The sequence below is a fragment of the Microbacterium sp. NPDC055665 genome (assembly GCF_053618035.1).
In genome coordinates, this window is the sequence record NZ_JBSHGY010000005.1 from 32,735 (window position 1) to 51,295 (window position 18,561).

At 68.9% G+C, this 18,561-nt stretch carries 21 protein-coding genes and 1 pseudogene; 11 read left to right on the forward strand and 11 right to left on the reverse strand.

What is annotated here, in order from left to right:
* Positions 1–235 precede the first annotated feature (235 nt).
* Positions 236–634 carry a DUF1844 domain-containing protein gene (locus ACWGO6_RS13250; RefSeq protein ID WP_116636340.1) on the forward strand — a complete coding sequence of 133 codons (399 nt, stop codon included), beginning with the start codon at positions 236–238 and terminating at the stop codon, positions 632–634.
* 1 nt (position 635) lies between these two features.
* Here ACWGO6_RS13250 and ACWGO6_RS13255 read toward each other — a convergent pair whose 3' ends face one another.
* The 7 genes from ACWGO6_RS13255 to ACWGO6_RS13285 all read right to left on the reverse strand — a co-directional run bounded on the left by ACWGO6_RS13255 (position 636) and on the right by ACWGO6_RS13285 (position 5,475).
* Positions 636–1,055, reverse strand: coding sequence for a hypothetical protein (locus ACWGO6_RS13255; RefSeq protein WP_452326931.1), 420 nt, complete (start codon positions 1,053–1,055; stop codon positions 636–638).
* Positions 1,056–1,077: 22 nt separating this feature from the next.
* Positions 1,078–1,875 carry an SseB family protein gene (locus ACWGO6_RS13260; protein ID WP_452326932.1) on the reverse strand — a complete coding sequence of 266 codons (798 nt, stop codon included), beginning with the start codon at positions 1,873–1,875 and terminating at the stop codon, positions 1,078–1,080.
* Complete coding sequence (priA, locus tag ACWGO6_RS13265; protein ID WP_136041697.1) at positions 1,859–2,605, reverse strand: bifunctional 1-(5-phosphoribosyl)-5-((5-phosphoribosylamino)methylideneamino)imidazole-4-carboxamide isomerase/phosphoribosylanthranilate isomerase PriA; 747 nt, start codon at positions 2,603–2,605, stop codon at positions 1,859–1,861. The genes ACWGO6_RS13260 and priA overlap by 17 nt, the downstream gene beginning before the upstream one ends.
* A 103-nt stretch (positions 2,606–2,708) precedes the next feature.
* Complete coding sequence (hisH, locus tag ACWGO6_RS13270) at positions 2,709–3,344, reverse strand: imidazole glycerol phosphate synthase subunit HisH (RefSeq protein WP_136041698.1); 636 nt, start codon at positions 3,342–3,344, stop codon at positions 2,709–2,711.
* Complete coding sequence (gene hisB / locus ACWGO6_RS13275) at positions 3,341–3,958, reverse strand: imidazoleglycerol-phosphate dehydratase HisB (RefSeq protein ID WP_452326933.1); 618 nt, start codon at positions 3,956–3,958, stop codon at positions 3,341–3,343. Before hisB ends, hisH begins: the two co-directional genes overlap by 4 nt.
* Positions 3,955–5,040: a histidinol-phosphate transaminase gene (locus ACWGO6_RS13280; protein WP_136041700.1), complete on the reverse strand. Its 1,086-nt coding sequence runs from the start codon at positions 5,038–5,040 to the stop codon at positions 3,955–3,957. Before ACWGO6_RS13280 ends, hisB begins: the two co-directional genes overlap by 4 nt.
* A gap of 66 nt (positions 5,041–5,106) precedes the next feature.
* Positions 5,107–5,475 carry a LysM peptidoglycan-binding domain-containing protein gene (locus ACWGO6_RS13285; protein WP_136041701.1) on the reverse strand — a complete coding sequence of 123 codons (369 nt, stop codon included), beginning with the start codon at positions 5,473–5,475 and terminating at the stop codon, positions 5,107–5,109.
* A gap of 290 nt (positions 5,476–5,765) precedes the next feature.
* Between ACWGO6_RS13285 and lexA the strand changes: the two genes are divergently transcribed.
* The gene (gene lexA / locus ACWGO6_RS13290) at positions 5,766–6,452 is read left to right on the forward strand and encodes a transcriptional repressor LexA (RefSeq protein WP_029262496.1); all 687 of its coding nucleotides are present in this window, start codon (positions 5,766–5,768) and stop codon (positions 6,450–6,452) included.
* A 21-nt stretch (positions 6,453–6,473) separates the two neighbouring features.
* Entirely contained in the window at positions 6,474–8,339 is a 1,866-nt protein-coding gene (locus tag ACWGO6_RS13295; protein WP_136041702.1) for a S9 family peptidase, read from the forward strand.
* A 10-nt stretch (positions 8,340–8,349) separates the two neighbouring features.
* On the opposite strand, the gene smpB is transcribed toward ACWGO6_RS13295, so the two are convergent.
* The 3 genes from smpB to ftsE form a co-directional block, all read right to left on the reverse strand.
* Positions 8,350–8,826 carry an SsrA-binding protein SmpB gene (gene smpB, locus ACWGO6_RS13300; RefSeq protein ID WP_021199784.1) on the reverse strand — a complete coding sequence of 159 codons (477 nt, stop codon included), beginning with the start codon at positions 8,824–8,826 and terminating at the stop codon, positions 8,350–8,352.
* Positions 8,827–8,889: 63 nt separating this feature from the next.
* Positions 8,890–9,804: a permease-like cell division protein FtsX gene (ftsX, locus tag ACWGO6_RS13305; RefSeq protein WP_136041703.1), complete on the reverse strand. Its 915-nt coding sequence runs from the start codon at positions 9,802–9,804 to the stop codon at positions 8,890–8,892.
* Complete coding sequence (ftsE, locus tag ACWGO6_RS13310) at positions 9,801–10,922, reverse strand: cell division ATP-binding protein FtsE (RefSeq protein ID WP_136041704.1); 1,122 nt, start codon at positions 10,920–10,922, stop codon at positions 9,801–9,803. The genes ftsX and ftsE overlap by 4 nt, the downstream gene beginning before the upstream one ends.
* Positions 10,923–11,106: 184 nt before the next feature.
* Between ftsE and ACWGO6_RS13315 the strand changes: the two genes are divergently transcribed.
* From ACWGO6_RS13315 to ACWGO6_RS13325, 3 genes and pseudogenes are all read left to right on the forward strand, one after another.
* Positions 11,107–12,132 carry a DUF2510 domain-containing protein gene (locus ACWGO6_RS13315; RefSeq protein WP_452326934.1) on the forward strand — a complete coding sequence of 342 codons (1,026 nt, stop codon included), beginning with the start codon at positions 11,107–11,109 and terminating at the stop codon, positions 12,130–12,132.
* A gap of 25 nt (positions 12,133–12,157) precedes the next feature.
* Positions 12,158–12,250 (forward strand): annotated as a pseudogene (locus tag ACWGO6_RS13320) (DUF2510 domain-containing protein); the annotation flags it as partial.
* Positions 12,251–12,747: 497 nt separating this feature from the next.
* Positions 12,748–13,113, forward strand: coding sequence for a septum formation family protein (locus tag ACWGO6_RS13325; RefSeq protein WP_452326935.1), 366 nt, complete (start codon positions 12,748–12,750; stop codon positions 13,111–13,113).
* A gap of 51 nt (positions 13,114–13,164) precedes the next feature.
* Here the strand turns inward: ACWGO6_RS13325 and prfB are convergent, their stop codons facing one another.
* Entirely contained in the window at positions 13,165–14,274 is a 1,110-nt protein-coding gene (gene prfB / locus ACWGO6_RS13330; protein WP_029260598.1) for a peptide chain release factor 2, read from the reverse strand.
* A 118-nt stretch (positions 14,275–14,392) separates the two neighbouring features.
* On the opposite strand from prfB, the gene ACWGO6_RS13335 reads away from it, so the two are divergent.
* The 5 genes from ACWGO6_RS13335 to ACWGO6_RS13355 all read left to right on the forward strand — a co-directional run bounded on the left by ACWGO6_RS13335 (position 14,393) and on the right by ACWGO6_RS13355 (position 18,561).
* Entirely contained in the window at positions 14,393–15,652 is a 1,260-nt protein-coding gene (locus tag ACWGO6_RS13335) for an MFS transporter (protein WP_452327001.1), read from the forward strand.
* Positions 15,649–16,209, forward strand: a complete 561-nt coding sequence (locus ACWGO6_RS13340; RefSeq protein WP_136041707.1) for an NUDIX hydrolase — start codon at positions 15,649–15,651, stop codon at positions 16,207–16,209. The genes ACWGO6_RS13335 and ACWGO6_RS13340 overlap by 4 nt, the downstream gene beginning before the upstream one ends.
* Positions 16,210–16,340: 131 nt before the next feature.
* On the forward strand, positions 16,341–17,138 hold the full coding sequence (locus tag ACWGO6_RS13345; RefSeq protein WP_136041708.1) for a glycosyltransferase: 798 nt from the start codon (positions 16,341–16,343) through the stop codon (positions 17,136–17,138).
* Positions 17,135–17,986 (forward strand): endonuclease/exonuclease/phosphatase family protein, encoded by an 852-nt coding sequence (locus ACWGO6_RS13350; RefSeq protein ID WP_452326936.1) that lies wholly within the window; start codon positions 17,135–17,137, stop codon positions 17,984–17,986. The genes ACWGO6_RS13345 and ACWGO6_RS13350 overlap by 4 nt, the downstream gene beginning before the upstream one ends.
* On the forward strand, positions 17,983–18,561 hold the full coding sequence (locus ACWGO6_RS13355; RefSeq protein WP_136041709.1) for a hypothetical protein: 579 nt from the start codon (positions 17,983–17,985) through the stop codon (positions 18,559–18,561). Before ACWGO6_RS13350 ends, ACWGO6_RS13355 begins: the two co-directional genes overlap by 4 nt.

The following is an 18,561-nucleotide window of genomic DNA, read 5'->3' on the forward strand; positions in this document are numbered from 1 at the left end:
GTGATTCGGCCACCGCGATGCTGTCTGCATCACGGGCGAAATCGGAATCGTCCCACCCACCGGCATTCAGACGCCGGCTCCGCACCCTGCCTGCCGGGTCCGTCTTGCGAACGGAGCCGGTGGAGTGCAAGACCCGGTAGCCTTGAACGGCAAGCGCGGGTGGGAAGTGAATCCTCTTTCGATCCGGAGCATGACGCTCCGGAGCCCGCCAAAGTCTAACAGAAAGCAAGGCGAAGTGACGAACCAGGCACCGGACGAGGCCGCACGCGAGCGCGAAGAGCGCTGGGCACGTCAGGAGGAGGCCGCATCGTCGGCCACTCGAGACATCGCCGACGTACCCGCTGTCGAGGTGATCACCACCGCGGCCGTGCACCTCATGAGCGCGGCAGCCGTCAAGCTCGGCCTCGCCGACGACCCCGACGCGGCGGCGCAGCTCGACCTCGATGAGGCCCGCAAGCTCATCAACGCCCTCGCCGGACTCATCACGGCCGGCGCACCCGAGATCAGCGACATGCACGCGCGCTCGCTGCGCGACGGACTCCGCTCCCTGCAGCTCGCCTTCCGCGAAGCCTCCTCGATCCCCGACCCCATCGGCAAGGGTCCGGGCGAGAAGTGGACCGGGCCGGTCAACTAGTTCAGGGTTCGACGACGATCGGATCTGCCGTGGCGGGGCCACCACACGGCTCGGTCGAGTGAGTCCACGAGATCGACTCCTCGGACTCGTGGATGAGCGTGCTCTGGGCATCGAACAGGCGAATGTCGATGACGTCGGGAGTCGACATGTCGAGCCCGAGCACCCACGTTCCATCATCCTGCGGCGTCACCATGAACAGATTGGTCGACGAGGTCGGCTCGACACCCGGAGCCGGCGAGCACTCCCCCTCGTCGCAGAACTGCACCGACACCACCCCCGCGACGGCACTGGTGTCGAGCTCGACAGCATTCGTCCATCCGATCGCCGGACAGGCGCCGAAGGTCACGCACCCCGTCGCGGTCGTCAGCGCGCCGCCGAGAAGCACGACGATCGCGATGGCACGCATCACACCACGGAGCATGCCCCGATCGTAGCGAAAGGGATCAGACGCTACGACGGAGCTTCACGGTGAGGGAGTCCGCCAGGACGGCGATGCGGTCGTCCGACGCCCAGCGCTGAGCCAGGCGCGAAAGAACGGCATCGAGCACCTCGCGCTCCAGACCGTCGACGAGTTCCAGGACCACGATCAGCTCCGGGCCACGCAGACGTGCGTCGGGGTCACCGGACGCCACCGCCACATCGATCACGGCCAGTTCGTGCGCCACACTCTCCTGGAGCGCGGTGTAGACCTCGGTGGAGAAGAAGCTCGGCTCCCAGGCATGCCCCTGAGCGATCGCCCAGACAGCGGGGCGCCGGATCACGAACTCCGTGTCGGAGGTCGGGTCGAGCACGATCAGGTCGGTGTCTTCGGCCGACGCCGCCAGCGCCGCCCGGAGCGCCTCCACGGGGATCGGGCGAGCCGTGGGGTCCCACTTCTGCATGGCCTGGACGGAGGAGAACACCGGCTGCACCCGCCGCCCGTCGGGAGCCGCGACCGTGACGATCGACAGCTCCTGCGTCTTGTCGACGGCGAGACCGTTCGGCGCGACGCCCTCCTCGCCCTTCTCGGCGATGAGCGGGATCAGCACGCGGGCCGCACGGAATGCGTCGACGACTTCGACCTGGCTGCCCTCTCCCGCACGGAAACGCTGCAGTGCGGCGAGCAGCGCCGGGTCGGCCGATCCGTCGTCCGCCGCATGCGGGTTCGACTCGAAGCTGCGTCCTTCCCAGGGGACACCGGCCGAGTCGCCCTGACCGTGCGACTCGGGCCCGCAGGCGTGCGCGTCAGTCTCCTGCGACATCCAGTGCCTCAGCCAGCGTGAACGCGCCGGCGTACAGGGCCTTGCCGACGATCGCACCCTCGACGCCCAGGGGCACGAGGTCACGGAGCGCGGCGATGTCGTCGAGGTTGGAGATCCCGCCGGACGCGACGACCGGCTTCGGCGTGCGCGAGGTCACTTCGCGCAGGAGTTCGAGGTTCGGGCCGCGGAGCGTGCCATCCTTGGTCACGTCGGTGACCACGTAGCGGCTGCACCCGGCGTCCTCCAGGCGATCGAGGACCTCCCAGAGGTCCCCACCCTCCTTGGTCCAGCCGCGTGCCGCGAGGGTCGTCCCGCGCACGTCGAGGCCCACCGCGATCGCTTCGCCGTAGCGACCGATCACATCGGCGGCCCACTCGGGGTTCTCCAGAGCGGCCGTGCCGAGGTTGATGCGGGTGGCGCCGCTCTCGAGCGCGGCCTCGAGGGTCGCGTCGTCGCGGATGCCGCCGGAGAGCTCGATGTTGACGCCCTTGAACTGCTTGATCACCTTGCGCAGGATCGGCGCGTTGCTCCCGCGACCGAAGGCGGCGTCGAGGTCGACGAGGTGGATCCACTTCGCGCCCTGCGCTGCCCACTCCCCCGCGGCGTCGAGCGGGTCGCCGTAGCTCGTCTCGGTTCCGGCCTCCCCCTGGGTGAGGCGGACGGCCTTGCCCCCGGCGACGTCGACCGCGGGAAGGAGCGTGAGCGAGGGAGACTGCGCGAAGTCGTTCATGGGGTCCTTGGCTAGGGAAGGTCTGCAGCCCGGAACGGGCACGAGAGTCGAGGGTAGTCCGCCGGACGGCGGGTGACAAAACGGATGACGTCCACGGTGGGGGTCAGAGGCTCCCGACCCAGTTGCGCAGCAACTGGATGCCCGCTTCGCCCGACTTCTCCGGGTGGAACTGGGTCGCCGAGAGCGGGCCGTTCTCGACCGCCGCGAGGAAGGGATCGCCGTAGGTCGTCCAGGTCAGCACGGGCTCGGGGAACGGCGGGATGACGTCGAGCTCCCAGGACTGCGCAGCATAGGAGTGCACGAAGTAGAACCGCTCCCGCTCCAGGCCGCGGAAGAGAACACTGTCGGCGCCGGGCTCGACGGTGTTCCAGCCCATGTGCGGCAGGACGGGTGCGTTGAGCTCGGTGACAGCTCCTGGCCACTCGCCGAGGCCCGCGGTGTCGTGCCCGCGCTCGACGCCGTGCTCGAAGAGCACCTGCATGCCGACGCAGATCCCGAGCACCGGTCGCCCGCCGGCCAGACGGCGGTCGATGATCTCGTCGCCGCCGTGTGCGTGCAGCGCGTCACGAACCGCCTGGAACGCACCGACCCCCGGCACCAGGAGGCCATCGGCCTCGAGTGCGACCTTGCGATCGCGCGTCAGCACGGCATCCGCGCCGGCCGCGGCCAGCGCCTTGACCGCCGAGTGGACGTTGCCGGACTCGTAGTCGAAGACGGCGACGCGGGGTGAAGTGCTCACAGTGCGCCCTTGGTGGACGGAATGCCGTCGACCAGCGGGTCGAGCGTCTTAGCCTGCCGGAAGGCTCGTGCGAACGCCTTGTACTCCGCCTCGGCGATGTGGTGCGGGTCGCGGCCGCCGAGCACGCGCACGTGCACGGTCAGCGCAGCGTTGAAGGTGATCGCCTCGAACGAGTGCCGCACCAGCGAGCCGGTGAAGTGCCCGCCGATCAGGTGGTGCTCGAAACCTGCGGGCTCCCCGGTGTGCACGAGGTACGGACGCCCCGAGATGTCCACGACCGCCTGCGCGAGGGCCTCATCGAGCGGGACGAGGGCATCGCCGTAGCGGGAGATGCCGGACTTGTCTCCCAGAGCTTCGAGGATCGCCTGCCCGAGCACGATCGACACGTCCTCCACGGTGTGGTGTGCGTCGATGTTCGTGTCGCCGGACGCGCGCACGGTCAGGTCGGTCAGCGAGTGCTTCGCGAAGGCGGTGAGCATGTGGTCGAAGAACGGCACCGAGGTGTCGATGCGGCTCGCGCCGGTGCCGTCGAGGTTCAGCTCGAGTTCGACGGTGGACTCCGACGTGCTGCGCACGCGGCTCGCGGTGCGCGGGGTCGGTGACGGGGTGCTCATGATGCCGATCCTATCGAGGCCAGGGCATCGAGGAACGCGGTGGTCTCGGCCTCGGTGCCCGCGCTGACCCTGAGGTGACCCGGGATCCCGACGTCACGCACGAGCACACCGCGATCGTAGAGCTGCTGCCACGTCGCCCGCGGGTCGGCGACGCCGCCGAAGAGGACGAAGTTCGACCAGGATTCGTGGGGTGCGTAGCCGAGGGCCTCGAGGGTCGCGGTGATGCGATCGCGTTGTTCGACGATCTCCTCGACCATGCCGAGCATCACGTCGGAATTGCGCAGCGCGGCGACGGCCGCAGCCTGCGTGAGCGTGCTCAGGTGATACGGCAAGCGGACCAATCGCAGCGCATCGATGAACGTCGGGTCCGCCGCCAGATACCCGACTCGGGCCCCTGCGAAGGCGAAGGCCTTGCTCATGGTGCGGGAGACCGCCAGGCGCGGGCGCCCGTCGAGCAGCGTCAGCGCGGAAGGCGCGTCGTGCGGTGCGAACTCCTGGTAGGCCTCGTCGACGATCACGATGCCCCGCGCCGCTTCGTACACGGCTTCGACGACGTCCAGGCCGAGCGGAGTTCCCGTCGGGTTGTTCGGCGAACAGAGGATGATCACGTCGGGGTCGGCGGCGCGCACCTGCTCGACAGCTTCCTCCGGCGTGATCGTGTAGTCGGGCTGCCTCGTCCCGGCGATCCAGCGCGCGCCCGTGCCCTGTGCGATGAGTGGGTACATCGAGTACGTCGGCGCGAAGCCGAAGGCCGTGCGCCCGGGGCCACCGAAGGCCTGCAGGATGTGCTGGAGCACCTCGTTCGAGCCGTTGCCCGCCCAGATCTGCTCCGCGGAGAGCCCGTGCCCCAGGTACTCCGCGAACGCCTCGCGCAACGTGGTGAACTCCCGATCCGGATACCGATTCACGTCACGGATCGCCAGGGCGATGTCGTCGAGGATGTCGCTCGCGACCGCTTCCGGGATGGGATGCGTGTTCTCGTTCACGTTGAGGGCGATCGGGAGCGGCGCCTGCGGAGCGCCGTAGGGCGTCAGTCCGCGAAGATCGTCACGTAGCGGGAGATCGTTGAGTGAGAGGGTCACCCTTCCCATGTTAAGCGGCGCGCGGAGTCGATGACGCAAAGTTGCCGCAGCGCCGCCGCGACGGGATCAGTTGGCGTACTGGGCCGGGATGGCGAGCGTCTGGCCGATCTGGAGCTCGCCGCCACGCAGCAGATTCATCCGGCTGATCGCACCGATGACGTCGCGCGGGTCGGCGTCGGGGGCGACCCCGGTGGCGATCGACCAGAGAGTGTCGCCGGGCATGACGGTCACGGTCTCGACGCTGACGGCCGCCGTGTCTGCACCCGAGGCGATCGCGCTTCCGCCGCTGAGTGCGGCGAAGGCGATGCCGATCGCGAGCGGCACGGAGGCGACCACCAGCAGCACGGCGCGGCCACGCGTCGTCAGTCGGAGTCGCGTCGAAGGACGGGTCGACGCCGGGATGACTGCTGCGGTGCTGAAGCCGATGCTGCTCATGTGGTGCTCCTTAGCCTGTCCCGGAGCAGTGAGGCTGCCGGGGAAGTTGGCGTAGCGTTCGCATTCCCGTCTCGGCCGGGAGCCGTGAATGCGAAGCTACGTACCGAAGATATCTTCGAGTTCGAACATCTGTCAAGTTGTCTTCGAAACCGGATGCACGATTCTGCCGACACGCTCGAACAGATCTTCCAGATCGGGCCGTTTCTCGGATACGGTTTCGATGAGAACACCACACCACGGGCCTCCGACATTCGAAGAGCGACGTCGGAACACCGCACTTAAGGAGCACCATGAGCGAGAACTCGGCCCCCGAGTCGGAGGCACCGCGGACGCGCCGCCGCAAGAGCCTGAGCCCCAAGCAGATGGCGATCCTCGAGGTCATCCAGAACTCCATCGCCCACCACGGCTACCCGCCGAGCATGCGCGAGATCGGCGACGCCGTCGGCCTGAAGTCCCTCTCGAGCGTGACCCACCAGCTCGGTCAGCTCGAACTGAGCGGCTACCTCCGGCGCGACCCGGGCAAGACGCGTGCGATGGAGGTCCTGATCGATCTCCCCGGCGCCAGCGGCGAGAATCCCGCCGACGTGGCGACCCCGGTCGGCGACGCGGCTCTCGTACCCCTGGTCGGTCGCATCGCCGCGGGCGTGCCGATCACCGCCGATCAGCAGGTGGAGGAGATCTTCCCCCTCCCCCGTCAACTGGTGGGCAAGGGAGACCTCTTCATGCTCAAGGTCTCGGGAGAGTCGATGATCGACGCCGCGATCTGCGACGGCGACTGGGTCGTCGTTCGCTCGCAGAACAATGCGGAGAACGGCGAGATCGTGGCCGCGATGCTCGACGGCGAGGCCACCGTCAAGGTGCTCCGCCGTCGCGACGGCCACACCTGGCTCCTCCCCCGCAACTCCTCCTTCGAGCCCATCCTCGGCGATGAGTCCGTGGTGCTCGGCAAGGTCGTGGCGGTGCTGCGCGCCGTCTGACGTCCGCCATAGGCTCGAGGCATGTCGTCCCCGTACGGTTCCTGGCCCTCACCCTTCTCCGCGGCCTCCGTCGCGGCGTCCTCCCCGCGGATCGACGGGGCGCGCTTCGTCGGCTCCGAGATCTGGTGGGGAGAATCCGTGCCCGCCGAGAAGGGGCGGGTCACGGTGCGAAGCTCTTCCGGAACCGAGGTCCTCCCGGCTCCCTGGAGCGCGCGCTCCCGGGTGCACGAGTACGGAGGCGGAGCATGGACCGCCGATGCCGCAGGCACCCTGTACTTCGTCGATGCCGGCGATCAGCGTGTGCATCGCATGGCCCCCGGGGCCGAGCCCGTTCCGCTGACACCGGCGGGACCGTCGCACGGCGGCCTCCGCGTGCAGCAAGGCCGTCTGCTCGCGGTGCGCGAAGATCTGTCGACCGCGCCGCACACCCGCGCGATCGTCGAGATCCCGATCGACGGCTCCGCGGCGGAGGACCCGTCCGGAATTCGAGTGATCGTCGAGGGCGACGGTTTCTTCGCACATCCCGCGCTCTCGCCGGACGGAACCCGCATCGCCTGGGTCGCCTGGAACCGCGGACGGATGCCGTGGGAGGCCGCGCACCTGCAGATCGCGAAGAGCGACGGCGGCGATGTGCACGAGATCCCCACTCGAGCGGCGCTGCAGCCCGAGTGGCTCAGCGACGCGGAGCTGGTGTTCGCCGATGATCCGGACGACCGCTGGGGCCTGTACCGCATCGAGCTCGACGGATTCTCACCGCTCGGCGCACCGCGCGCGCTCACCCCGAGCGACGCCGACACCGGCTACGGACTCTGGGTGCTCGGCAACCGCTGGTATCGGCCGCTCGCCGACGAGCGGATCGTCGCGGTCCGCACCAACGGGCGCGACGAGATCGTCGTGATTGCTCCGGACGGCGTCGTGAACCCGATCGATGTCCCGGCCGACGGACACGTCAGCGTCGACGACGTCGACGGTTCCCGCGTGCTGCTGTCCGGCAACGGCTCCGGGGTGACCGCCGGCCTGTGGTGCGTCGATGTGGACTCCGGCGAGACCGTCGTGGTGCGTGGAGGCGAGCCCGTGGATGCCGATTGGATGCCGCATGCCGTGCCGATCGACGTCGACGGGCGGCACGGCGTGGTGCACGCTTTCGCGTACCCGCCGGCGAACCCCGACGCGACAGCCTCCGCCGATGAACTCCCTCCGTACGTGGTGCTGGTGCACGGCGGGCCGACCGCTCACGTCACCGGTGCGGCGTCCGGAGCCAACGCGTTCTATACGAGCCGCGGCATCGGGGTGCTCGACGTCAACTACGGCGGGTCCACCGGCTATGGGCGCGCCTACCGCGAACGTCTGGACGGCCGGTGGGGGGTCGTGGACGTCGATGACGTGATCGCCGCCGCACAGGGGCTCGCGGATGCCGGGCTCGCCGATCCGTCCCGCATCGCCATCCGCGGAGGTTCGGCGGGCGGCTGGACGGTGCTGTCCGCGCTGGTACGCGGCGGAGCCTTCGCCGCGGGAATCAGCCGCTACGGCGTGGCCGACCTGCGGATGCTGGTCGCCGAGACCCACGATTTCGAGGCGTCATACATCGACGGTCTCGTGGGGCCCCTCCCCGAGTACGAGGATGTCTACGTCGAACGATCACCACTCACCCATGCGGATCGCATCGGAGTCCCCGTGCTGCTGCTGCAGGGCGGGGAGGACCGGGTGGTCCCGCCGTCGCAGTCCGAGGCGATCAGAGACGCGCTGGCCGCGCGGGGCGTCGACCACGAATACGTCCTCTACCCCGCAGAGGGGCACGGCTTCCGCAGCGCCGACACGATCATCGACGCGCTCGAGCGCGAGCTGACCTTCCTCGGCCGCGTGTTCGGGTTCGAGCCGACGCTGTGACGACCGGCCGCTACTCGCCCACGCGATTGCGCAGGCGCATGGCACGATCCGCCTCGCGGGTGTCCTGGCGCTCGCGCAGGGTCTGACGCTTGTCGTACTCGCGCTTTCCCTTGGCGAGGGCGATCTCGACCTTGGCCCGGCCGTCGGAGAAATAGAGCTTCAGCGGGATCAGGGTGTATCCGCCTGCCGAGACGGCATGCGCGATCTTGGCGATCTCCTCGCGATGCAGCAGCAGCTTGCGGATGCGCTTCGCAGAGTGGTTGGTCCAGTGGCCCTGGGAGTACTCCGGGATGTGCACGGAGTCGAGGAAGACCTCGTTGCCCTTCACGAACGCGTAGCCGTCGCTGAGGTTGGCGCGCCCCTGGCGCAGCGACTTGACCTCGGTGCCGGTGAGCACCATCCCCGCTTCGTACGACTTCTCGATCGTGTAGTCGTGACGTGCGCGACGATTGGTCGCGACGACCTTCTCTCCGCGTTCCCTGGGCATGATGCTCTCCTGTTGCCGTGATGAGCTCGATCGATCTTTCCGACCGAGCAGCCTTTCAGGATATCAGGTACGGAGCCAGCGCCTGATCGCGAAGCCGGCGGACAGCGCGGCCAGCACGATGCCGATGCCGATCAGCACCGGCACCACGAGCATCGCATCCTGCATCGTCACCCACGTCGTGATGAACGGGACCCGACCGCGCAGGTAGCCGTTCACTCCGAAGTGCATCCCGGCCACGACCGCGGCACTGGCCAGCGCCGAGCCGAGGAACGCGGCGAACACGCCTTCGAGGACGAACGGTGTCTGGATGAACCGGTTCGAGGCACCGACGAGCCGCATGATGCCGATCTCCTTGCGCCGCGCATACGCGGACAATCGGATCGTCGTACCTATCAGCAGGGTCGCCGCAATCAGCATGAGCACGGCGATGCCGACGGCGATGTACGTGGCGACGGTCAGGGCGGAGAACAGGGGTTCCAGATATTGGAGCTGATCCTTGACCTGCTCCACCCCGGCCTGGCCGCTGAATGCCTCGGTGAGCACCTGCGACTGCCCCGGGTCTTTCATCGTCACGAAGAAGACCTCGAACGCCTGGTCGGCCGTGAGGACACTCGCCTGATCCTCGCCGAGCTGATCGACGAGTTTGGCGTACGTGTCCTCCTTGGTGTCGAAGGTCAGCGAGCTGATGAGCGGCGCCAGCGCGTCCCCTTCGAGCTGCGCGCGAACTGCGGCGACCTGTTCCTCGCTCGCGGCACCGTCGATGCACGTGTCGGATTCCGAGACCGCGGAGCACATGTACACGGCGACCTGGGCACGCTCGGCCCAGTAACCCCGCATCACACCGATCTGCGACTGCATCAGGATCGCCGCACCGACGAAGGTGAGAGAGACGAAGGTGACGAGGATCACCGAGATGACCATCGAGATGTTCCGCCGAAGGCCACCCAGGGCCTCGGTCAGGATGAGTCCGATTCTCATGAGGTCGGGCCCACTTCCTCGTCGTCTTCATCCGAGAGTCCGAGTCGGTCGGCGACTCCGAGCTCGGCGACGTCGACGGTCGGGAGGGTGATCGGGTGGGTGCGAGGTCGGACGACCGCCGGCGGCTCCACCGCGGTCGGCGGCTCGACGACAGCGGGCGGTTCCACCACAGGCGGTTCGACGACATCCGCGACCGTCTCGGGCTCCGGCACGGAGGGCGACTCCGGCGGCTCGACCGTCTGAGGGGCGTCTGTAACTGCGGCCGAACCGCTTTCCGCGGCGGCGGCCTTCCGCTGCATGCTGAGCTCCTCGGCGAGAGCCGCGCGGACCGAGGAGAGGTCCGCCGTCTGGCGCTGGACCTCCTGCACCGCCGTCAGTGCCGCTGCTGCGGCCGCACCGCGCACCTGCTCCGGCACGAGACGCGGGATGTTGGACGTGTCGCCGTAGCCACCGTGCACCTCGTCTCGCACCATCTCCCCGTCGCGCAGCTCGATCACTCGGCGCTGCATCTGGTCGACGAAGCCGGCCTCGTGCGTGGCCATCAGGACGGTCGTGCCTCCGGCGTTGATACGGGCCAGAAGCTGCATGATGTCGACGGAGGTCGCGGGGTCGAGGTTGCCGGTGGGCTCGTCGGCGAGCAGAACCTGCGGACGGTTGACGAGGGCGCGAGCGATCGCGACGCGCTGCTGCTCTCCGCCGGAGAGTTCGTGCGGCATGCGCTTCTGCTTGCCGTCGAGGCCGACGAGCGCGAGCGCCTCGGGTACGGCCTGTTGGATGAAGCCGCGCGAGGAGCCGGTCACCTGCAGGGTGAAGGCGACGTTCTGGTAGACGGTCTTCGACGGCAGCAGGCGGAAGTCCTGGAACACCGAACCGATGTGGCGCCGGAAGTAGGGCACCTTGCGGTTGGCGAGCGAGCGGAGGTCCCGGCCGAGCACGGCGACACGGCCTGCCGTCGGCACGTCCTCGCGCAGGATCAGGCGAAGACAGGAGGACTTGCCGGAGCCCGAGGCGCCGACGAGGAAGACGAATTCCCCGCGTTGCACTTCGAAGTCGACACCGGAGAGGGCGGGCTTCGACGTCCCGCGGTAGCGTTTCGTGACGTTCTCGAACCGAATCATGACGCTTCGAGCCTAAGCGCGGCCCTCCGGCTCACCGCGAGCGACACCCCGCACCGGCGCGTCCGCTTCGGGAGACGATGGGGACTGCTCCCCATCCTGAACACCCTGGGAAGTCACCGGCCACTGCTATACATAAGGGTGCGGTCGCACCATGGAGCGGCCGAATCGTCTTCGAGGGGGACCCATGAGCACGACACCAGCAGGTTGGTACGACGACGGCAGCGGACGCCAGCGGTGGTGGGACGGTCAGCAGTGGACGGAGCACTTCGCTCCGGAGGCGGCCTCCGCGACCGAGGCCGACTCGGCATCGGAAGCACCGGTAGCAGCGGAGGGATCGTCCGCGATCGAGACGCCGACCGAGGCTCCCACCGCCGGCGAAGCGCCGTCTTACGACGCACCGGAAGCGCCGTCCACCGATGACACCGTGCTCCACGACTCCGCCGAGGCGCCGACCGCGGCGACCACGCCGCTCGGCGACGATGTCCCCGCGTACTCCGCACCGGCCACACCCGACCAGCCCGCGTCGAGCTACCCGGGCACCGCGCCGGCCTACCCGGGTGTGGATGCGCAGCCCGCCTATCCGGCGGCCGGGCCCCACCTCCAGACAGAACCGGAAGCTCCCAAGAAGCTCTCGATTCTGGGACTCGTCGGACTCGGGCTGTCCGCCGTCGGCACGATCCTGGCGTTCATCCCGCTGATCGGCTTCATCGGCTTCATCCTCCTCGGCGCAGGATTCATCGTCTCCCTCATCTCGCTCTTCCTGAAGGGGAAGAAGTGGCCGGGAATCGCCGGCCTGATCCTCTCGGTGGTCGGCGGCATCATCAGCGCCGTGATGTTCTTCGTCTTCTTCTTCGCGATCGCCCAGAACGCGAGTGACGAGCTGAACAACCTGCCCAGTTCCTCGCCGTCGATCGAGGCCACCGAGCCGGGCGAGACCGACGGCACCGACGGCGCCGACGACGGCACGCGTCCGACCTCGGCCGAGGTGGCGGTCGGCCTGACCGCGATCCTGGCTGCCGAGGGCACGGAGGGCTACACCGAGCCGCAGATCACCTGCCTCTCGGATCTGCTCGTCGAGTCCGATCTCGACAACTCGACGCTGCGCGCGATCGCGGAGAGCGACGGCACGCTGACGGATGTCGACGCCGCGTACGGTTTCGCCGAGGTGCTGGGCGATACCGAAGCCGTCACCGCGTGCTTCGCCCCCTGAGCCGTCTGACGAGCGGAACCATCTGATGACGACGCCTGCCGGCTGGTACGACGACGGCACCGGCAGCCTGCGGTGGTGGGACGGCACACAGTGGACCGCACACGTGCGGACCTCTGACGGAGCGCCGGTGGCCCCGGAACGACCGTCTGTGGAGCCGGCTCCCTCCGACGCGTCGTCTCCCGCCATGGCGCCGTTCACCCCGCCCTACACGCTGCCCCCGTCGGGCACGTCGACCGAACGGGTGATCGCGCCCGACCGCGTCGGCGCACCCGACGGGGCGTGGGTAGCGCCGGCACCGCAGCCGCCCACGCCCGGGGTATCGGTGCTCGGGCTCATCGGTCTCGCAGTCGTGGTCGTCGGCGTCGTCTGCGCCTGCATCCCGCTGACCTCGATCGTCGGCTGGGCGCTTCTCGGCGTCGGATTCGTGCTGTCGCTCGTCTCCCTGTTCCTGCGCGGCCGGAAGTGGCCGGGGATCGCTGGGCTGGCGGTCTCCGTGCTCGGAGCGGTGCTCGCGTTCGCCGTGTCGCTGGTTCTGATCGCAACCGTCTCGGTCCCGGCCGATGACGACGAGGGAGCCGGAGAGGGCACGGATCCCTCCTCGATCGAGGGGCCGACATGGTGCCGTTCGCCGAACTCGAGATCGGCGACTGCCTGCCTTTCGTCGACTACGGGGACACGGGGCAGATCTACGAGCTTCCTGTCGTCCCGTGCGATCAGCCGCACACGGACGAGGTGTACTTCATCTTCGACGTCGACGACGAGGAGTTCCCCGGCGACGATGCTCTCGGCGAGGCGGCGTGGGATGGTTGTGCCGCGCAGTTCGACGCATACGTCGGCATCGCCTACGAAGACTCGGTGCTGGATTTCTACACCTATCAGCCGACGGAGACGTCTTGGGCCCGCGCAGACGATCGCGCGGTCCAGTGCGTCCTGTTCAGCTATGAAGACGTGACCGGCAGCCTCGAGGGTGCCGGGTACTGACGACCATCGATGAAGAAGGCCCCGGAGTGATCCGGGGCCTTCTTCATAGGTTCAATCCTCGATCTTGCGCTTACGCCAGCGGATGCCCGCGGAGATGAAATCATCCAGGTCACCGTCGAACACCGCAGCCGGGTTGCCCGACTCCTGGCCGGTGCGCAGATCCTTCACCAGCTGCTGACCGTAGAGGAAGTACGAGCGCATCTGGTCGCCCCAGCTCGCCGTGATGTTACCCGCGAGCTCCTTCTTCTTCGCTGCTTCCTGTTCTTTCTGCAGCAGCAGCAGGCGGGTCTGCAGCACGCGCATGGCGGCGGCGCGGTTCTGGATCTGCGACTTCTCGTTCTGCATCGATACGACGATGCCGGTAGGAAGGTGCGTCAGACGCACAGCGGAGTCGGTCGTGTTGACCGACTGACCGCCGGGGCCGGAGGAACGGAACACATCGACTCGGATGTCGCTCTCGGGGATGTCGACCTCGGTCGCCTCCTCCATCAGCGGGATTACCTCGACCGCGGCGAACGAGGTCTGGCGCTTGTCGGCGGAGCCGAACGGGCTGATGCGCGCGAGGCGGTGCGTGCCGGCCTCGACCGAGATGGTTCCGAAGGCGTAGGGCGCGTCGATCTCGAACGTTGCCGACTTGATGCCGGCGCCCTCGGCATACGAGGTGTCCATGACCTTGACCGGGTACTTGTGCCGCTCGGCCCAGCGCAGGTACATGCGCATCAGCATCTCGGCGAAGTCGGTGGCGTCGTCGCCGCCCGCACCGGAGCGGATCGTGATGATGGCGCTGCGCTCGTCGTACTCGCCGTCGAGCAGCGTCTGCACCTCGAGCTGGTTGATGAGGTCGGTGAGCGCGGCGAGTTCGGCGCGGGCCTCCTGCGCGGAGTCCTCATCCCCCATCTCGTTCGCGAGACCCACGAGCACCTCGAGGTCGTCGAGTCGCTGAGCGATGCCGGTGATGCGGGCGAGCTCGGACTGACGATGGCTGAGTGCGCTGGTCACCTTCTGCGCGTTCTCGGTGTCGTCCCAGAGGTCGGGGGCGCCGGCCTCCTCGCTGAGACGCGCGATGTCGTCGCGGAGACGGGAGACATCGACGACCTCGCTGATGTCGCCGAAGGTGTGCCTGAGCGCCTGGATTTCGGCGGAGAGATCTAGTTCGAGCATGACACCTCAGCCTAACGTGCCGCCTGCCTACGCGGGGACGTCGTCTTCGACGGCACATCGGCCGGAGTAGCGTGAAGACGTGAGCAGTGCATCGGCGGTCCTTCGACAGTTCGGACCCATGGTGTATCTGCCGACGGTCCTGTTCGCGCTCGGCGAGGGCGCCGTGATCCCGCTCATCCCGGTGCTGGCGGCTTCCATGGGTGCCGACGTGGCCTTCGCCGCACTCGTGGCATCCGCCCTCGTGATCGGCCAGCTGTGCGGCAACCTCCCTGCCGGGTGGGCGGTGGGCCGGATCGGCGAGCGGTACACGATGGTGATCGCCGGCATGATCGCGATCATCGCCGGGGTCGGGATGGTGTTCGCGCCGTCGCTCGGCGTGCTGGCGGCGTCGGTCTTCCTGCTCGGCATCTGTGCGGCAGCTTTCGGCCTCGCGCGTCACGCCTTCATGACCACCCGGGTGCCGGTCGCCTTCCGTGCCCGCTCCCTCTCGCTGCTCGGCGGGAGCTTCCGGCTCGGCATCTTCATCGGACCGTTCGTCGCCGCGGGGCTCCTGCAGCTGTTCGGCAGCGAGGCCGCGGCGATCTGGTTCTTCCTGGGCTGCCTCGTGGTCATGGTCGTCCTGGTCCTCTTCGGTCCCGATCCGGAGAAGACGATCCCTCCCGTCCCGACGACCACGCACGAGCGCTATCTGGAGGACTCCGGCGAGGCCGTGAGCGGATCGATCCCGACGATCGAGCGCCTGGGGATCTTCCAGACCATGTGGCGCCAGCGCGCGGTGCTCGGGCGACTGGGGCTGGCCGCCGCCTCTCTGTCCGCTGTGCGATCGGCCCGACAGGTCGTGCTCCCGCTGTGGGGGCTATCGCTGGGCTTGGATGCCTCGACCATCGCCCTCGTGGTCGGCGTCTCCGGAGCGATCGACTTCGCGCTGTTCTATGCGAGCGGCCAGGTGATGGACCGCTTCGGACGGCTGTGGGCGGCGATGCCCGCGATGGTGCTGATGGGTGCCGGCTTCCTCGCCCTCTCGTTCACCCACGATCTCGATGCGGCGGTGCTGTGGTTCGGGATGTTCGCGGCGATGCTCGGCGTCGGCAACGGCTTGTCCAGCGGCATCCTGCTCACCCTCGGCGCAGACGTCGCCCCGAAGCGGGAACCCGCGGCATTCCTCGGATCCTGGCGGACGCTGACGGATGCCGGCGGTGCGATCGCGCCACTGCTGGTCTCGGCGATCACCGCCGTGGCCGCTCTTCCGTTCGCCGCAGCCGCCATGGGTGTGATCGGCCTCGTCGGCGCGGCAGGGTTCCTGCGCTGGATCCCCCGGTTCGTGCCGCGGGAGCGGCCGGACTCCGGCGGCACATCGACGGAGGAGGAAGACGAATGATCTCGGCCCTGCAGGCTGAGGCCCATCGCCTGGTCTCGACTTTCGAGCCCCGCTCGGACCGGGAGATCCGCGCACAGGCGGATTTCGCCTCGTTCTTCCGGCCGGATCACGGGCCCGTGCATCGCGGTTCCGGCCCCGACCATCTCACCGCGTCCTGCGTCGTCTTCGATGCGTCGTTCGAGCACACGCTGCTCGTCTTCCATCGCAAGGGTCAGTTCTGGGTGCAGCCGGGCGGTCACGTGGACGACACGGATGAGTCGGTCGTGGCGGCCGCGCTTCGCGAGCTACGCGAGGAGACCGGCCTCCTGGTCGACCCCCCGGTCGCACCGCTCGCCTATGACCTCGACCACCATGGGCTGTCGTCTCGCTTCGGTACGTGCACCTCGCACCTCGACATCGGGATCGCCGTCGTGGTCGATCGAGATGCGGCGCTCACCGTCAGCGAGGAGTCCGAGGATCTGCGCTGGTGGCCGGTCGACGCCCTGCCTGCCGAGATACCGCCGCAGCTCGAGCCGAGGCTCGACGGGCTGCTCGAGCAGCTGCGCGATCCGCGCTGAGAGCGCGGCGGAGTCGGCGAGCGCGTCCAGGCGCTGCGCGCCGCGTTGCTCGAAGATGAGCCGCGTGTCAACCAGCTCGTCCCGGCCAGGGGCACTCCCTAGGCTGAGACGTCCACACGCGAGGAGACGATGTGCAGCGCGCCACACCAGCCGACCCCGAGCCCACGATCAGCGTGGTCATCCCGGTGAAGGACGACGCGGCCGCGCTGCAGCGATGCCTGCGCGCCCTCGCCGTGCAGACACTGCCCGCGGACGAGATCATCATCGTCGACAACGCCTCCACCGATTCCTCGGCCGACGTCGCGGTGCGGCACGGGGCTCGCGTCGTGCGATGCGAGGACGACGGCATTCCGGCGGCGAGTGCTGCCGGCTACGACGCGGCGGCCGGCGAAGTGATCCTGCGTCTCGACGCCGACGGCGTGCCGGATCCGCGGTGGATCGAGTCGATGATGGCCGCGTGCACACGGGATCCGCGGGTCGGGGCGTGGACCGGCGGTGCGCACTTCATCGACGGCCCCCGGGCGCTCCGCCGCCCCCTGGCCGCGGCATATCTCCTCGCGTATGCGCTGGTGTGCGGGGTCGCGCTCGGGCACTCCCCGCTCTTCGGTTCGAACCTCGCGCTGCGCCGTTCGACCTGGCTCGCGGTGCGCGAGCACGTGCACCGCGACGACCCGGCGTTGCACGACGACCTCGACCTCGCCTTCCACGTGGGCGAACGCCACCGCATCCGCTGGATCCGCAGCACAGGGATGGGCATCTCGATGCGGCCGTTCGGGAATGGGCGTTCGTTTCTGCGTCGCATCGCCGCCGGCTTCCGCACCGTGGTCGTGCATTGGCCCGAGGATCTCCCTCCGGTGCGCTGGGTGCGCCTCGTGCTGCGGCGCATACTCCATCGGCTCGGCGTTCCCGCTCCAGGAGCCCGGCGATGACCGCCCCTCTTCTCGGCTCTCACCGCGACGGCGACCTGCACGTCATGACATTGAACGTACGGCGGGACCTCGGGACGCTGGCCTGGCCGCGTGCTGACCGGTGGCCCACGAGACAACGGCGCGTCTCGGCGCTGCTGCGCGCCGAGCGACCGCACGTGGTCGGCGTGCAGGAGGCGCTGCCTGCACAGGCATCGCTCATCGGCGCCGCGCTCGGCCCGTCGTATCGGATGGTCGGACACGGCCGGCGCCCCGGTCGACGGGGTGAGGGTTGCCCGTTGTTCTTCGACGCCGAGCGGCTCGAACTGCGCGACTGGCGCCAGTGCGCGCTGTCGCGTCACCCGGAGCGGGAGGGCTCGTCGTCGTGGCTCAGCGCCGCTCCGCGGATCGTGGTCGAGGCGATCCTCCGCGATCGGATCACGGGCCGCGAGATCACCGTCCTGAACACCCACCTGGACGCGTTTTCCCCGTGGGCACGGCTCCGCCAGGCACAGACGATCCGCGGCCGCGCGAGCGAGGCGACGTCGCCCGTCCTCGTCCTCGGTGACCTCAATGCGCGTGCCGGCTCAGCCCCGTGGCGCGCTCTCCAGGAGGGCGGCCTGCTCTCCGACTCCTGGACGGCGTCCGCGGCGCGGTGCACCCCGGCGTGGGGTACGTTCGCGCGCTACCGTGCCCCACGGAGTGGACGGCGCATCGACGCGATCCTCGCCTCGCCCGAACTGCCTGTGCGCCGCGCGGGCATCAACGGGCGACAGTACGAGCGCGGGTGGCCCTCGGATCATCTGCCGGTGCAGGCCTTGTTCGACCTCGCCTCCTGCCCTGCCGACTCACCCGAAGAGGAGGCGCCGTGAAAGCGGACTTCCTGAGACCCCCGCGCACGGTCGCGGAGTACGGTGCCGATGCCGTACGGGTGATCGGAGTGCTCAGCGTCCTCGTCGCGGCCATCTGGTCCACGCCGACCGACGCGGGGATCCTCGCCCTCACCACGCCCGCGCTCATGCTCCCCCGTGCGCTCGGGATGCGCGGCGGTGTCGACCTGGCGGTCGGCGTGATCGTGCTCGTCGCGGGGGCGAGCAACGTCTTCGACCTCTACCGCACGGTGCCGGGGTGGGACCTCGTGGTGCACTTCGTGTGCACCGGCGCGATCGCTGCGACCGGCTACACGGTGCTCGCCAGGCTCGGTGTCGTCGTGCCTCAGGGCGCGCCGGAGTTCCGTCCGCGGATCCCGATCGTCCTCTGCACGATCCTCGGTCTCGCCGTCAGCGCTGTCTGGGAGATGATCGAATGGGCCGGACGCACGTTCGTCACCGCCGAGATCTTCGTGACCTACCAGGACACGATCGGAGACATGGCCCTCGGCGGGCTCGGAGCTCTCGCGGCCGGAGTTCTCGTCGCGTTCGTACCGTTGGAAAAGCGTCCTCGGTGA